This window comes from Bradyrhizobium sp. UFLA03-84 (assembly GCF_002289535.1).
GTDB lineage: Bacteria > Pseudomonadota > Alphaproteobacteria > Rhizobiales > Xanthobacteraceae > Bradyrhizobium > Bradyrhizobium viridifuturi.
The window spans coordinates 505,754-520,595 of the sequence record NZ_NSJY01000017.1; the positions used below are offsets into that span (position 1 = coordinate 505,754).

At 63.8% G+C, this 14,842-nt stretch carries 13 protein-coding genes; 7 read left to right on the plus strand and 6 right to left on the minus strand.

The window, feature by feature from the left end; all coding sequences use genetic code 11:
- Positions 1–194 precede the first annotated feature (194 nt).
- From CK489_RS35100 to CK489_RS35115, 4 genes are all read left to right on the plus strand, one after another.
- The gene (locus CK489_RS35100) at positions 195–1,088 is read left to right on the plus strand and encodes a branched-chain amino acid ABC transporter permease (protein ID WP_024585024.1); all 894 of its coding nucleotides are present in this window, start codon (positions 195–197) and stop codon (positions 1,086–1,088) included.
- A gap of 3 nt (positions 1,089–1,091) precedes the next feature.
- A complete protein-coding gene (locus CK489_RS35105; protein ID WP_050630201.1) occupies positions 1,092–2,165 on the plus strand; it encodes a branched-chain amino acid ABC transporter permease in 1,074 nt (357 codons plus the stop codon).
- Between the two features lie 52 nt (positions 2,166–2,217).
- Positions 2,218–3,501, plus strand: a complete 1,284-nt coding sequence (locus CK489_RS35110; protein WP_095735489.1) for an ABC transporter substrate-binding protein — start codon at positions 2,218–2,220, stop codon at positions 3,499–3,501.
- Between the two features lie 132 nt (positions 3,502–3,633).
- Positions 3,634–4,473, plus strand: coding sequence for an ABC transporter ATP-binding protein (locus tag CK489_RS35115; protein ID WP_050630203.1), 840 nt, complete (start codon positions 3,634–3,636; stop codon positions 4,471–4,473).
- Positions 4,474–4,537: 64 nt separating this feature from the next.
- Here CK489_RS35115 and CK489_RS35120 read toward each other — a convergent pair whose 3' ends face one another.
- Entirely contained in the window at positions 4,538–5,686 is a 1,149-nt protein-coding gene (locus CK489_RS35120) for an AGE family epimerase/isomerase (protein ID WP_095735490.1), read from the minus strand.
- Between the two features lie 97 nt (positions 5,687–5,783).
- On the opposite strand from CK489_RS35120, the gene CK489_RS35125 reads away from it, so the two are divergent.
- Entirely contained in the window at positions 5,784–7,007 is a 1,224-nt protein-coding gene (locus CK489_RS35125) for a phenylacetate--CoA ligase family protein (RefSeq protein ID WP_095735491.1), read from the plus strand.
- Positions 7,008–7,118: 111 nt separating this feature from the next.
- Positions 7,119–7,649 carry an HAD family hydrolase gene (locus CK489_RS35130; RefSeq protein WP_050630206.1) on the plus strand — a complete coding sequence of 177 codons (531 nt, stop codon included), beginning with the start codon at positions 7,119–7,121 and terminating at the stop codon, positions 7,647–7,649.
- A 32-nt stretch (positions 7,650–7,681) separates the two neighbouring features.
- Here the strand turns inward: CK489_RS35130 and CK489_RS35135 are convergent, their stop codons facing one another.
- From CK489_RS35135 to CK489_RS35145, 3 genes are read right to left on the minus strand one after another with little or no spacing between them, the layout of a single operon-like run.
- Positions 7,682–8,779, minus strand: a complete 1,098-nt coding sequence (locus CK489_RS35135) for a DegT/DnrJ/EryC1/StrS family aminotransferase (protein ID WP_095735492.1) — start codon at positions 8,777–8,779, stop codon at positions 7,682–7,684.
- An 18-nt stretch (positions 8,780–8,797) separates the two neighbouring features.
- Positions 8,798–9,265: an acyltransferase gene (locus CK489_RS35140; RefSeq protein WP_050630208.1), complete on the minus strand. Its 468-nt coding sequence runs from the start codon at positions 9,263–9,265 to the stop codon at positions 8,798–8,800.
- Positions 9,262–10,323, minus strand: a complete 1,062-nt coding sequence (locus tag CK489_RS35145) for a Gfo/Idh/MocA family protein (RefSeq protein ID WP_050630209.1) — start codon at positions 10,321–10,323, stop codon at positions 9,262–9,264. Before CK489_RS35145 ends, CK489_RS35140 begins: the two co-directional genes overlap by 4 nt.
- A gap of 533 nt (positions 10,324–10,856) precedes the next feature.
- On the opposite strand from CK489_RS35145, the gene CK489_RS35150 reads away from it, so the two are divergent.
- Complete coding sequence (locus tag CK489_RS35150) at positions 10,857–12,215, plus strand: hypothetical protein (protein WP_143278293.1); 1,359 nt, start codon at positions 10,857–10,859, stop codon at positions 12,213–12,215.
- An 80-nt stretch (positions 12,216–12,295) separates the two neighbouring features.
- Here the strand turns inward: CK489_RS35150 and CK489_RS35155 are convergent, their stop codons facing one another.
- Positions 12,296–13,600, minus strand: coding sequence for a nucleotide sugar dehydrogenase (locus tag CK489_RS35155; protein ID WP_095735494.1), 1,305 nt, complete (start codon positions 13,598–13,600; stop codon positions 12,296–12,298).
- Between the two features lie 192 nt (positions 13,601–13,792).
- Positions 13,793–14,842: a non-hydrolyzing UDP-N-acetylglucosamine 2-epimerase gene (gene wecB, locus CK489_RS35160; protein WP_095735495.1), complete on the minus strand. Its 1,050-nt coding sequence runs from the start codon at positions 14,840–14,842 to the stop codon at positions 13,793–13,795.

A 14,842-nucleotide genomic window follows, 5' to 3' on the forward strand; every position in this document is an offset into this window, starting at 1 on the left:
GCGGTGCCAATGAATGCGCCCTCTCTCCTTGTGGGAGAGGGCAACACCGCCAGTCGACAAAGACCCGCTTGGGTGAGGGGTCCTCTCTCCACGATCGCAATGCGGAGACAACCCCTCACCCGGCTTCGCTTTGCGAAGCCACCCTCTCCCACAGGGGGAGAGGGTGCTGGCGCCGTTCGGAGCGACCACACCCCATGAACACGCAGTTCCTGATCCAGCTGATCGTCAACGGCCTCGTGGTCGGCACGCTCTATGGCGTGGTCGCGATGTCGTTCGTGCTGATCTACAAGGCGACCCAGGTCGTGAATTTCGCGCAGGGCGAATTGCTGCTGGTCGGCGCCTGGGTGTGCTGGGCACTGCTGACCAAGTATCAATTGCCGTTCTGGATCGGCATGCCGATCACGCTGGTGTTCATGTTCATCTTCGGCATCGCGATCCAGGTCGTGATCCTGCGTCCGATGATCGGCGAGCCGATCATCTCCGTGATCATGGTGACGATCGGCCTGTCGACCGTGTTCCAGGCCGCCCTGAAGTGGATCTTCGGCGTCAACCCGCAGCCGTTCCCGCAGATATTCCAGAGCCAGTCGATCAGCCTGTTCGGGCTGCAGATCCAGACCGTCTATGTGATGAGCCTCGTGGTCTCGCTCGCCATGATGGTCGGCATGGCCTGGTTCTTCCGCGCCTCCAAATACGGCCTTGCGATGCGCGCCACCGCCTTCAACCAGCAGGTCGCGCAGTCGCTCGGCATCTCCGTGAAGAGCGTGTTCGCGATGGCCTGGGCGATCTCGGCCACCGTCTCGGCGGTCGCCGGCGTCGTGGTTGCGGTCGTCAACGGCGTGTCGTCCGGTCTCTCCGCCTATGGCATCAAGGTGTTTCCGGCCGCGATCCTCGGCGGGCTCGACTCGGTCGGCGGCGCCGTGCTCGGCGGCATCATCATCGGGCTCCTGGAAAACGTCGCCCAGTATGTCGACAGCGAGTATCTGCACTGGGGCAATCTGTACGAGATCGCGCCGTTCTACGTCCTGATCATCATCCTGATGATCAAGCCGTACGGGCTGTTCGGCACCAAGGACATCGAGCGGGTCTGATCAATGGCGACAAGCACACTCATCCCGTCAGGCGATTTCCGCACCAGCTACGCGGCCGACACCACGATCTTCCCGACCGCGACCAGCCGCAACTTCGCGATCGCCGGCATCGCTCTCGCCTGCTTTGCGCCGATGCTGCTGTCCAACTACCTGCTCTCGATCGCGATCCAGATCGGCATCTTCGCGATCGCGGCCCTTGGCCTCAACGTCCTGGTCGGCTTCACCGGCCAGATCTCGATCGGCCACGCCGCGTTCTTCCTGTTCGGCGCCTTCACCTCAGCCTACATCTCGAACAACCTGCCGATTCCGGTATTCTTCGCGATTCCGCTGGCCGGCGTGGTCACGGCGCTGGTCGGCCTGATCTTCGGCGTGCCGGCGGCGCGGCTGAAGGGGCTCTATCTCGTCATCGCCACGCTCGCCGCGCAGTACATCCTGCTCGACTTCTTCTCGCGCGCCGAATGGTTCTCGGGCGGCTCGGTGCCGGCCAGCGCCAATCCGTTCTCGATCTTCGGCTATACGCTGCGTGGCGACCGGCAGTATTTCTACGTCGTGCTCGCCTACATGGTGATCAGCTATCTGCTGGTTACAAATTTGATGCGCACCCGCGACGGCCGTGCGCTGGTCGCGATCCGCGATCACTATCTCTCCGCCGAGATCATGGGCATCAACCTGACCAAGTACCGGACGTTGTCGTTCGGGCTGGCCGCCTTCTTCGCCGGCATCGCCGGCGCGCTCTACGCGCATTATCAGCTGGTGGTCTCCCAGGAAGGCTTCGGCATCGAGCGCTCGGTGCTGTTCCTCGCGATGGTCATCATCGGCGGCACCGGCTCGGTGATGGGCACCCTGATGGGCACGGCCTTCGTGGTGCTGCTGCCGGAATCAATGGAATGGCTGAGCGCCTGGCTGAAGGGCGGCGCCGTCGACAAGGCGCTGCAGCTCAACAACAACATCACCTTCCTGCGCGAGATCGCGATCGGCCTGATCATCATCGGCTTTTTGATGTTCGAGCCTGATGGCCTCGCGCACCGCTGGCGGCAGATCAAGGCCTACTGGAAGCTTTACCCGTTCTCGCACTGACGCATCGAGCAAATTCAAATTCGGTTCAACGAATAAGCAGGAGGAAACAAGAATGACGATTAGATCCCTTTTGAGCTCGGTCTCCCTTGCGCTGCTGATCGGCAGCGCCGCCAGCACCGCGCAGGCGCAGATCGCCATCGGCCATCTGCAGGACCTCTCGGGCGGCACCTCCGACGTCGGTACGCCCTACGGCCAGGGCGTCGCCGACACGTTCGCCTGGGTCAACAAGAACGGCGGCGTCGGCGGCAAGCAGCTCAATGTCGACAGCAACGACTACGGCTACCAGGTGCCGCGAGCGATCGCGCTGTACAAGAAGTGGTCGGCGCCGGACGGCAAGGTCGCAGCGATCATGGGCTGGGGCACGGCTGACACCGAGGCGCTGACCGGCTTCCTCGCGCAGGACAAGATCCCCGATCTGTCGGGCTCCTATGCCGCCGCGCTGACCGATCCCGAAGGCACCAGCGGCAAGGCCAAGCCGGCGCCCTACAACTTCTTCTACGGCCCGAGCTACTCGGACGCGCTGCGCGCCGAGCTGACCTGGGCGGCCGAGGACTGGAAGGCCAAGGGCAAGCCGGGCAAGCCCAAATTCGTCCACATGGGTGCCAACCACCCCTATCCGAACGCGCCGAAGGCTGCCGGCGAAGCGCTCGCGACCGAGCTCGGCTTCGAAGTGCTGCCGCCGCTGGTGTTCGCACTGTCGCCCGGCGATTACTCGGCGCAGTGCCTCAGCCTGAAGAGCTCAGGCGCCAACTACGCCTATCTCGGCAACACCGCGGCCTCCAACATCTCGGTCATGAAGGCCTGCAAGACCGCCGGCGTCGACGTCCAGTTCCTCAGCAACGTCTGGGGTATGGACGAGAATGCGGCCAAGACCGCGGGCGATGCCGCCGACGGCGTGATCTTCCCGCTGCGCACGGCGGTCGGCTGGGGCGGCAATGCGCCGGGCATGAAGACGGTGATGGAAATCTCGAAGATGTCCGACCCGTCGGGCAAGGTCTATCGCCCGGTGCACTACATCGCCGCGGTGTGCAGCGCGCTCTACATGAAGGAAGCACTGGATTGGGCCGCCAAGAACGGCGGCGCTACCGGCGAGAACGTCGCCAAGGGCTTCTACCAGAAGAAGGACTGGGTGCCGGCCGGCATGGACGGCGTCTGCAATCCCTCGAACTGGACCGAGAGAGATCATCGCCCGACGACCAAGGTCGACCTCTATCGCGCCAAAGTTTCCGGCGCGACCGATGGCGACATCAACGACTTGATGGCCAAGGGCACGATCAAGCTCGAGAAGGTGAAGACCGTCGAACTGCCGCGCAAGCCGGAATGGTTTGGCTGGTGAGGTCGTAATTCGACCACACGCACAAATCGTCATGCGCGGGCTCGACCCGCGCATCCATCACGACAAAACGTCTTCCGATCGATGGGTTGCCGGGCCAAGCCCGGCAATGACATCGAGGGGTGAACCAGAGCCATGAACGAAACCCTCGAAGCCACCCGCACGGGGCCGACGGCGGTCCCGCCGCCGCCGCTGCTCAGCATCAACAATATCGAGGTCGTCTATGACGACGTCATCCTGGTGCTGCGCGGTCTCAGCCTCGAGGTGCCGAAGGGCGCGATCGTGGCGCTGCTCGGTGCCAATGGCGCCGGCAAGTCAACCACGCTGAAGGCGATCTCCGGCCTGCTCAAGACCGAGGACGGCGAGGTCACCCGCGGCGAGATCCTGTTCGAGGGCCAGCGCATCAACGGCATCGATCCGGACAAGATCGTCCGCCGCGGCATCTTCCAGGTGATGGAGGGCCGCCGCATCGTCGCCGACATGACGTCGCTGGAGAATTTGCGGCTCGGCGCCTTCACCCGTCGCGACGGCGAGGTCTCGGCCGACATCGACATGGTGTACAAATATTTCCCGCGCCTGAAGGAGCGCACCGGCCTTGCCGGCTATCTCTCCGGCGGCGAGCAGCAGATGCTCGCGATCGGCCGCGCGCTGATGGCGCGCCCGAAGATGATCCTGATGGACGAGCCGTCGATGGGGCTGTCACCCCTGCTCGTCAAGGAAGTGTTCGCGATCATCAAGGAGATCAACCGCGATCTCGGCGTCACGATCCTCTTGGTCGAGCAAAATGCGCGCGCCGCGCTCTCGGTCGCGAGCCATGGCTACATCATGGAACAGGGCAAGGTGGTGCTCGACGGCTCCGCCGACGAGCTGCGCGACAACGAGGACGTCAAGGAATTCTACCTCGGCGGCGCCGGCGACCAGCGCAAGAGCTTCAAGAATTTGAAGAGCTTCAAGCGGCGCAAGCGCTGGCTCTGAGGATATCGAGCGTTTTCCGGCGGAGTTGCGTGTGCAGAAAGCGCGTCAGACCAGGAAGGCGGCCCTAGCTGAGCACCTGCTCCGCTTCGGTGACCGCGCAGAGCACATGGTAGAACGACGACGCCGGGATCGCGGCGATCAGCGAATTGCCGTCGCGGTCGAACTGGTCGTACCAGCCGCCCGCCACGGGATGGCTGAGATAGTGCCGCTCCAGCAGCAGCAGCGCCGCGCGCGCTTCGTCCGCAGCACCGGCTTCGCCCGACTCGGCCTGCGCGATCCAGGCCTTCGCCAGTTCGCTCTGCGGCCACAGCCGCCTGGTGTGGCGGCGGATGTTGCCCTCGGCGTCGCCCTCGTCGATCAGGCAGCCGGTGGCGTCGCGATAGCGCAACGCAGAGGCCAAGAGCTCGCCGCGCGGACGCCCCGTTGGGCAGCCCGTGATCCGCTCAAAACCCTTCAGCAGCCAGACCCATTCCGCGAGGTGCCCGGGCTCGACGCTGACCGGCGGGATCCTCGACCAGTCCTCCTCGAAATATTCGCTGAGCGTCCGCGTCTGCTTGTCGTAGAGGTTGGCCAGGAACAGCGCGAAGAAATCGCCGGCGCGGTTCTGGAACGACAGATCATGCGTCGCGTCGAAGCAGGCGATCATCGCCTCGAACAGATGCATCTGCGGATTCTGCCGGCGCGGCATCGACGGCGGCAGGCCCTCATGAAAACCGCCATGCGGCGAACGCAGCTCGGTGTCGAGGAACGCGAGCAGCGCGTCGATCTCGGCGCGAACCTGGGCGTCCTGGTCGAGGCTATAGACGGTCGCCAGCGCGAGCAGCACGAAGGCATGGCCGTAAGTGTCGCGCAGCGGATCGTGCACGCCGCCTTCCGGCGTCAGGCTGAAGACGAAGCCCGGCCGGCCATCCGGCGCCTTGGCCTTGGCGAGCACGTAATCCAGCGCCTTCAGCGCGATCGCGCGCCCTTCCGGATACCAGCCCATCTGCGCCGCCCTGGCGTAGCAATAGATCTGGCGCGCCTGCACCATGGTCCGGCGCGGGGCAGCGCGATCGGGACTGCCGTCCTGATGCAGCCGGTCCACGAAACCGCCGGCCGTGCCGTCCCACCCCACAGTCGACCACAGCGGCAAGGCGTGGTCGATGATGCGGCGCTTCAACCTCGCGACGACGTCGGCGGCCCCGTCCGCCGCCACGTTCTCTACCTCAGCCATCGTACGTCCTGGAACCGTCCCAATATCAGCGCTCACCGTCTGATAGCACGGGCAGACCGGCACGCCACCTGCGCAAATCCTCGCTCAAGGACCCGCCATGACCGACCATTACGACGCCCTTGAAACGCGCGATCCGGCCGCCCGCGAGACCGCCCTGTTCGCCCGGCTGCCGGAGGTGCTGCGCAAGGCGATGGCGGCACCTGCCTACGCCAATTTGCTGCGGGGCACTGATCCCACGTCCATCACCAGCCGGGAGGCATTGGCGGAGCTGCCGGTGCTGCGCAAATCGGAACTCCCGGCCCTGCACAAGGCCGCCCCACCGTTCGGCGGCTTCGTGGCGGACAAGCCCGGCTCGTTTGCCCGGCTGTTCACCTCGCCCGGACCGATCTTCGAGCCCGAAGGCCGCCAGGCGGACCCCTGGCGCGGGGCGCGGGCGCTGTTCGCGGCGGGCTTCCGCGAGGGGGACGTGGTGCTGAACACCTTCAGCTATCACCTCACCCCCGGCGGCTTCATCTTCGATGCCTCCGCGCGGGCGCTCGGCTGTGCCGTGATTCCGGCCGGCCCCGGCAATACCGAGCAGCAATTCGAGCTGATCGAGGCCTATCGCCCGGTCGGCTATAGCGGCACCCCGGACTTCCTGAAGATCCTGCTCGACGCCGCAGCCAGCACCGGCCGCGACGTATCGTCGATCAAGCGCGCGCTGGTGTCGGGCGCGGCATTTCCAAAATCATTGCAGGAGGAAATGAAGTCGCGCGGCGTCGAGGCCTACCAGGCGTTCGGCACCGCCGATCTCGGCCTGATCGCATTCGAGACCCCGGCGCGCGACGGGATGACGGTCAACGAGGATCTGATCCTGGAGATCGTCAGGCCCGGTACCGGCGATCCCGTTGCGCCTGGCGAGGTCGGCGAGATCGTGGTGACCTCGCTCGATCCGCATCATCCCTGGATTCGCCTCGCGCTCGGCGACCTGACCGCCGCCCTGCCCGGCGTGAGTCCGTGCGGTCGCACCAACATGCGCATCAAGGGCTGGATGGGCCGCGCCGACCAGACCACCAAGGTCAAGGGCATGTTCGTGCGTCCTGAGCAGGTCGCGGAAATCGGCAAGCGCCATCCCGAGCTCGGACGGCTGCGCCTCGTGGTCACGCGCGCCGGCGAGGCCGATGCGATGACGCTGCGGGCGGAATGTGCCTCAGCGGCCGATGCCTTGCTGGACGAAGTCGCGGCGACGCTGCGCGCGGTGACAAAACTCGGCGGCGCCGTCGAGCTCGTCGGCACAGGCTCGCTGCCGAACGACGGCAAGGTGATCGCGGACGAACGGTAGCCTTGAGAGCCCGGGTATCCCGCTGACCATATCGTGAGCCCACATTTGCCGCGCGCGGCATTGTGAACTATTGAGCTGGCTCATGCGTCGTCGCAACGGGATTATCACCTCATGAGCAGCGCTTCCGGAAATCAGCCGAGAAGGCCGGCGGTTTTCTTCGATCGGGACGGCGTCCTGAACCGGGACATCGGCTTCCTGTTCGAGAGCCACAGGCTGATCTGGACCGACGGCGCGCGCGAGGCGGTGAAGGCGGTCAACGACATAGGCTACTTTGCGTTCGTCGTGAGCAATCAGTCAGGCGTTGCGCGGGGCCTCTATGAGGAGGCGCACGTGCAGCAGCTGCACGACTGGATGGCCGCCGAGCTCGGCAAGATCGGCGCCCATATCGACGCCTTCGAATACTGCCCGTTTCATCCTGAAGGGACGGTGGAGCGGTATCGGCAGGTCAGCCCTCGCCGCAAACCCTCGCCAGGCATGATCACTGATCTGCTGGAACGTTTTCCCGTCGATGTCGAACGAAGCTTTCTGGTCGGTGACCAGCCGACCGATCTGGAGGCCGCGCGCGCGGCGGGCCTGCAGGGCTACCTGTTCGCGGGTCCCAATCTGGAGCTGTTCTTAAAGCCCCTGCTGCAGCGAGGCTGAGCCCACGCAACGGCGCGAGGCCACGATCGCGATCAGAATTTCCGGACCAGGTCGATCACCTCGTCCTGCTGCTCGCGTGTGATCTCGGCAAACATCGGCAATGAGAGAATCCGGCCCTGATCGCGATGGGCGTTGGGAAACTGCTCCGGCTGGTGACCAAACCGGGCATAGGCCGGCAGGAACGGCAGCGCCATTGGGTAGTTGATCGCGGTCTGCACGCCATTGGCGTTCAGATGCGCGGCGAGCGCGTCGCGGCGCGGATGCCGGATCGTGTAGAGGTGATAGACATGGCTGCGCGCCGGCGCGACCTCGGGGACCACGACGTCCTCGATCTGGTTGAGGCCGGCATCATAGACCTCGGCCGCAGCCTGACGGGCCTCGGTCCATGCTTCGAGATGCGGCAGCTTCGCTGAAAGGATCGCCGCCTGCATGCCGTCGAGCCGGCTGTTGATGCCCTCGATATGGTGCTGGTGCTTCACCAACCCGCCATGGCGCGCCAGCATGGCCATCTGCTCGGCGAGTGCCTTGTCGTTGGTGACGACCGCGCCGGCGTCGCCCATCGCGCCGAGATTCTTGCCCGGATAGAACGAATAGGTCGCGGCCTCCCCGAACGTGCCGACCATGCGGCCCTTGTAGCGCGCGAGATGAGCCTGGGCGCAATCCTCGATCACCCACAGCTTGTGCTTCTGCGCGATCGCCATGATCGCATCCATGTCGGCAGGCTGGCCGTACAGATGCACCGGGATGATGCCGACCGTGCGCGGCGTGATCGCGGCCTCGATCGCCGCAGGGTCGATCGTGAACGTCGCGTCGTCGGTATCGCAGAACACGACCGTGGCGCCGGAATGCGTGATCATCGCCGCGGTCGAGATCCAGGAATGCGCCGTGGTGATCACCTCGTCACCCGGCTTCACTTTCAGCGCCCGCATCGCGAGGTAAAGCGCATCGGTGCCGTTGGCGCAGGAGACGCAGTGCGCGACCTCAGCGGCCGCGGCGAACTCGCGCTCGAAGGCGTCGACATAGCTGCCGCGGATGAAGGCGTTGTCGCGGATCACGCCGGCGATTGCCGCATCGATCTCGCCTTTGATGGACTGGTACTGCAGTTGCAGGTCGGCATACGGCACAGCCATCGATATTCCCCTATTGCCCTATTGGCTCGCCAGCAGCCGGCGCGCCGGATTGCCGGCATACGTACCTGGTGTCGTGATGTCCTTGGTCACCACGGATCCAGCGCCGATGACGACGTCGTCGACGATCCTGACGGGCATGATCGTCGCGTTGGAGCCGATCGACACCCGGTTGCCGATCACGGTCTCGCGCCACAGCTCCTTGCGTCCGCGCGCCGGACCGCCGGTGGAGAAGGTGTCGTTGACGAACATCACGCCGTGCCCGACGAAACAGTCCTCGCCGATCGTGACAAGCTCGCAGATGAACGCATGCGACTGCACGCGGGTGCGCGCGCCGACCACCACGCCCTTCTGGATTTCGGTGAAAGGCCCGACGAAGCAGTCGTCGCCGAGCGTACAGCCGTAGAGATTGCAGGGCTCGACGATCTTGACGCGCTCGCCGAACGCGACGTCGCGAACGCTGGCCTGATGCACGTCCGGTCGATTCACGAAACGACACCCAGCCGGCTCAACCGCGGCGTGAAGCGCAGCGCGACCTCCTCGCCGGTCTCGATCGACTCGTAGAGGGCCGAGATCAACTCCAGGCTCTTGCGGCCCTCGAGTCCGTCGACCAGCGCGGCGCGCTGGTTCTCCAGGCAGTCGACCACGTGATGATAGTAAGCTTGGTGGCCGAAGCCGTAGACGTTGGGCGGGTTGACCGAAAACTTCTCCACGACGTCCTTGTCCGACGGCAGCTCGTCGACAAAGCGCCAGTGCCGGATCTGGTTGACGGCGAAACCGGAGATTTCGACGGTGCCCTTTTCGCCGAGGATCGACAGCGAGCCTTCGAGATCGGTCGGGCGTGCCGCGGTGGTCGCCTCGATGATCCCGAGCGCGCCGTTGCGGAACTTCAGTGTCGCGACGGCGGTGTCCTCGGTTTCGATCCTGGCCAGCGCCGTCGTCGCCCGCGCGTGCACGCTCACCACGTCGCCGAAGAACCACTCCAGCATATCGACATGGTGGCTCGCCTGATTGGTCAGCACGCCGCCGTCATAGGCCCAGGTGCCGCGCCAATCGTCCTGGTCGTAATAGGCCTGGTCACGGCACCAGCGTACCCGGACCGTGCCCAGGATGAGCTTGCCGAAGCGACCGGCGTCGAGCGCCTCGCGCGCCTTGACCACCGGCACGTTGAAGCGGTTCTGCTTGACGATGAACATCTTCACGCCGGCCTGGTCGCAGGCCCGGATCATGTCGTCGGCGTCCTGCAACCGCAGCGCCATCGGCTTCTCGACCACGATGTGCTTGCCGGCCTTCGCGCAGGCGATCACATGGGCGGGATGCAGCCCACTCGGCGTCAGCACCGCAACCGCGTCGATATCCTTGCGCGCCAGGAATTCGTCCATGTCGTAATGGGCCGGAACGCCAAACTTCCCGGCAATCGCATCCGCCCGCGTGCGGATCGGATCGCAGACCGCGACCAGGCTTGCTCCCTCGATGTGATTGCCACCCAGGAGATCGGAATGACGCTTGGCGATACGCCCGCACCCGAGCAGGCCAAATCTGATCATGCAACAGGCCCTGTCTTGTCTCGCGGCCGACCATTGCAGCCAGCCGAACAGCCGAGGGAACAAGCGGCCTTGCGAGCCGCACGATAGCGTTCCATTACCCAGAAAACTCGGGATAACGCAAGGCCATGCGATCGGGCGAGGATTGAGGGATTGGGGTCGCCCGTGCCCGGGACGCGCACCTCGCTATGTCATGACGACCGCGGAGCTTCGGGTTCAGATCCCCAATCGGCCCGCCGGAGCCGCAGCAGGACCATCCGAAACCATCGCATCCGGGCAGCGAGACCACATCACTGAAATTCAGCCTCGCTCGGTGACCACGCTCGACGCGCCGCCGCTCCACGCGAAATTTGTGTTATTGGGCAGGAACAATAGAATGCCATTTTGGCATCATTCTTGTCGTCCTCTCAGCGCCGTGCCATGTCCCTGGGTCGAAAAGGCGACATCGGTTGGCAATCGCGTGGGCTTAGTCTGCCGAATACGTTAACCACCACGAGACGGTCCAAACGCACAGTCCGACACGGCGGTAAATGAGAATGAACGATCGCGTTATGCAGCTGGAGCCCGGTCTCGGTTGGCGCCAGGCGAGACTTGCCCTGCTCGCCTATGCGCACATCGTGGTTTGCGCGGTTTCGCTGTACTGCATCACGATCACCAATTCCTTCCCGGGTGTCATCGGTTTCGACAAGTCGCACCTGGCGGCTGCAATCCTGAACGTCGTCGCATTCAGCCCGGTCGTGATACTGTTCGCATTCGGACGTTTCAGCCTTGGCTATCTGGTCGGCTTCTACTTCTACGTGATGGTGCTGGGATATCTCTGGCTCATCGAATTTTCGGTGCTCGATTACGATCACCGCCTGGCGCTTGCCTCGATCGTGCTCTCGGCCCTCGCATTCCTCGCCCCGGCGCTGTTTATCACCGGCCCAGTGCGGCAGGCCGTCGTGATGCCGGCCCGCGCGTTTTACATGATGCCTTCCGTCATCCTGGTTGGCGCAGCCGTGATCATCGGTATCGGCTCGCTCTACAACCTCAAGCTGGTCAATCTCTCCGAGATGTACAAGTATCGCGCGGAGGTAGCGCTGCCCGGCTTGCTGCAATACGCCATCTGGATCGTCTCGAACGCCCTGCTGCCGCTTGCCTTCGCTTGCTTCGTCACCAGCAAGCGGAACTGGCAGGCAGGGATCGCACTGCTCCTGATGCTGCTGTTCTACCCGATCATGCTGACCAAGATGGCGCTGTTTGCCCCGGTCTGGCTGCTGTTTCTCGCCCTCGTCTGCAGGCTGGTGGTCGAGGCCAGGGTCGCGACGATCCTGTCGTTCTTCCTGCCTGTCCTGATCGGCGTCATCTTGTTCGTTCTCGTCAAGGCCGAGCTGTTTCCGCTCACGCCCGGACTGGTCTATTTCGGAACCGTCAACACGAGGATGGTTGCGATCCCATCGCTCGCCCTTGAAATCTACAACAACTACTTCTCAGCACACCCGCTGACCCACTTCTGCCAGATCAACGTGCTGAAGCTCGTGATTCCATGCGCCTACAGCGAGCCGATATGGGCCGTCATGGCGAGGTCGTATGATCTCGGCTCCTTCAACGCTTCGCTGTTCGCGACCGAAGGGATCGCTTCGGTCGGCCTCGTGCTGGCGCCGCTCTCCGCGCTGGGCTGCGGGCTGATCATTGCTCTCGGCAACCGCCTATCGGCCGGCTTGCCGTCGCAATTTGTGCTGTTATCCGCAGGACTGCTACCCCAGGTGCTGCTCAACGTACCGCTTTCGACGGCATTGCTGACGAACGGCGCCGGGCTGCTGTTCCTGCTCTGGTACATTACTCCGCGGTCGGCCTTCGACCAGGCGCCGAAGGCCGCCGTGAGCGAAAGCCCACAGGCGACAAGCACCGGCTAGCGCGCGCTGCGAACCTCACCGGCCACCGTTCGCAGGGGTGGCCAGGCGGAAAGGGATCACCGGAGCGCTTGCGAGATCGTCTACGCGCGAATGATGTTGTCGGCCGGCTGAGGAAACTTGCCACGGCAATCGACCAGCAGCGGGGCATGCTTGCCGAGCAGTTGATAGTCGAACTTGTCGTGGTCGGTCGCAAGCAGGACGCAATCGAAGCCGCGCAGATTGTCCTCAGTGAGCGTGACGCTCGACAGGTCGAACGAATGCGCGCGCATCTTCGGGAACGCGGGAACGTGCGGATCGCTGTAGGCGACCTTGGCACCGAGGTCGCGCAGCTTCTCCATCAAGAGCACCGAAGGCGACTCGCGAACGTCGTCGACATTCTTCTTGTAGGCAATGCCGAGCACTAGGACCGAGCTGCCGCTGATCGACTTGTGCCGCTGATTGAGGGCGAGCGAGATCTTCGACACGACGTAGTCCGGCATCGAGGAATTGATCTCGCCGGCGAGCTCGATGAAGCGCGTATGCATGCCGTATTCCCGCGCCTTCCAGGTCAGATAGAACGGGTCAATCGGAATGCAGTGCCCGCCGATGCCAGGGCCCGGATAGTACGGAACAAATCCGAACGGCTTGGTTGCCGCTGCGCGGATCACCTCGTGAATGTCGATCCCCATCTTGTCGGCGACCATCTTCATCTCGTTGACGAGACCGATATTCACCGAACGATGGATGTTCTCCAGCAGCTTGGTCAGCTCGGCGGCCTGTGTCGAGCTCACCGGAACGACCTTGTCGATCACCTGGCGATAGAGCGCGATGCCGGCCTCGAGACACGCCGGCGTGCAGCCACCGCACACCTTCGGGATCGACCGGGTCGAGAAATTCTGGTTGCCGGGATCTTCGCGTTCCGGCGAAAACACCAGAAACACATCCTTGCCGACGGTGAAGCCGCGCTTCTCGATACGCGGTTTCAATTCCTCCTCGGTCGTGCCGGGATAGGTCGTGCTCTCGAGCGACAACACCATGCCCTGATGCAGGTACGGCACCAGCGACTCCGTCGTGTCCAGCACGAAGCTGAGATCGGGCTCGCGGTACTTGTTGAGCGGCGTCGGCACGCAGAGAATGAGCGCATCGACCTCACGCGCCCGCGAGAAGTCGGTCGTCGGTTCGAAGCCGAGCTCCGTGGCATTGCGGATGCTGGCGCTCGTAATATGCTCAATGTACGAACGGCCTGCGCGAAGCGCGTCGACCTTGGTCTGGTCGATATCAAAGCCGATCACCTTGTAGCCGACTTCGCAATAGCGAAGCATCAAGGGAAGGCCGACATAGCCCAAGCCGACGATGCCGATCTTGGCCGTTCTCTCGTTGAGCTTCGCGATCAATTCGGAATTCATTTTATCACTCGTACGGGGTTGTTACGGATAACCGGCCTGAAAAGCATCCAATTCGGCCTCTGATAGCGCCATAGTTGCAAAGCCACAACCCCGGAAGCCATCCTGAAGGCCTCACCGGGCGCCGTGGCACCGAGCCAGGCAGGACTGTCATTTGCTATTCGCGGTGCTCCAACGCAGCGTCGGTCGGCAGGGCTACCGCGGGCTGCCGGCGCTCAACAAGCGCGTGACGTCATAGGCGGCACGACCAGTCCCATACTCGTCGATATCGCGCCGAACGGCATGGCCGGGCTGCTTCCATAGTCGGTTCCATCCGTGCGTGACCGTTTCCGTCCACTCGGTCTCGTCACGCAATGTGATGCACGGGACACTATGGAAATAGGCCTCTTTCTGCACCCCGCCCGAGTCCGTATAGACCTCGACGGCGTTGTGCAGAAGCTTCGCCATATCGAGGTAACCGACCGGGTCGATGACCTTCAAGCCGTCCAGATCAACCCCCAAAGCGGAGGCAGCCTGTCGCGTGCGTGGGTGCAGCGGGAGGACGACGGGAAATTTTCGCGACCGCTCCTGCAGGAACTGCACGACCGCAAGCAGCTGCTGCCGATCAGCCGTGTTCTCGGCACGATGGATCGTCGCGAGTGCATAAGCCTTCGGGGCGAGCCCAAGACTGGTCAATATCGTCGAGCTTTTCTCTGCCTTGCCGGTCACGAACAAGGTCGCATCGTACATCACGTCACCGACGTGATGGACGCCGGCGGTCACGCCTTCAGCGGCGAGATTGGCGACGGCAGTTGCCGTCGGACAGAGGTGCAGAGCGGACAGATGGTCCGTTACCAGCCGGTTGATCTCCTCCGGCATGCGGCGGTTGAATGATCGAAGCCCCGCCTCGACATGCGCGACCGGAATGTGCAGCTTCGACGCCGCGAGCGAGCCGGCCAGCGTCGAATTGGTGTCGCCGTAGACCACGACCCAGTCGGGCTTCTCGGCGAGCATGATCGGCTCGATCGCCATCAGCATGCGTCCCGTCATGTCGCCATGGCCGCCGCCATGGATATCGAGATGATGCCGAGGTCGCGGAATGTCCAGCTCTTCGAAGAAGACGTCGGACATGTTCGGATCGAAATGCTGGCCGGTGTGCACCATCACTTCCGAGAGCCCGTCGGTCTCGCGGATCGCGCGGCTGACGGCCGCGGCCTTGATGAACTGCGGCCGGGCACCAACGATGGTCAATATCTTCAGCGACAT

Bases quoted from the DNA above. Each gene is read 5' to 3' on its own strand.
- CK489_RS35100 (WP_024585024.1), top strand. From the start codon at position 195: ATGAACACGCAGTTCCTGATCCAGCTGATCGTCAACGGCCTCGTGGTC.
- CK489_RS35105 (WP_050630201.1), top strand. From the start codon at position 1,092: ATGGCGACAAGCACACTCATCCCGTCAGGCGATTTCCGCACCAGCTAC.
- CK489_RS35110 (WP_095735489.1), top strand. From the start codon at position 2,218: ATGACGATTAGATCCCTTTTGAGCTCGGTCTCCCTTGCGCTGCTGATC.
- CK489_RS35115 (WP_050630203.1), top strand. From the start codon at position 3,634: ATGAACGAAACCCTCGAAGCCACCCGCACGGGGCCGACGGCGGTCCCG.
- CK489_RS35120 (WP_095735490.1), bottom strand. From the start codon at position 5,686: ATGGCTGAGGTAGAGAACGTGGCGGCGGACGGGGCCGCCGACGTCGTC.
- CK489_RS35125 (WP_095735491.1), top strand. From the start codon at position 5,784: ATGACCGACCATTACGACGCCCTTGAAACGCGCGATCCGGCCGCCCGC.
- CK489_RS35130 (WP_050630206.1), top strand. From the start codon at position 7,119: ATGAGCAGCGCTTCCGGAAATCAGCCGAGAAGGCCGGCGGTTTTCTTC.
- CK489_RS35135 (WP_095735492.1), bottom strand. From the start codon at position 8,779: ATGGCTGTGCCGTATGCCGACCTGCAACTGCAGTACCAGTCCATCAAA.
- CK489_RS35145 (WP_050630209.1), bottom strand. From the start codon at position 10,323: ATGATCAGATTTGGCCTGCTCGGGTGCGGGCGTATCGCCAAGCGTCAT.
- CK489_RS35150 (WP_143278293.1), top strand. From the start codon at position 10,857: ATGAACGATCGCGTTATGCAGCTGGAGCCCGGTCTCGGTTGGCGCCAG.
- CK489_RS35155 (WP_095735494.1), bottom strand. From the start codon at position 13,600: ATGAATTCCGAATTGATCGCGAAGCTCAACGAGAGAACGGCCAAGATC.
- wecB (WP_095735495.1), bottom strand. From the start codon at position 14,842: ATGTCGCTGAAGATATTGACCATCGTTGGTGCCCGGCCGCAGTTCATC.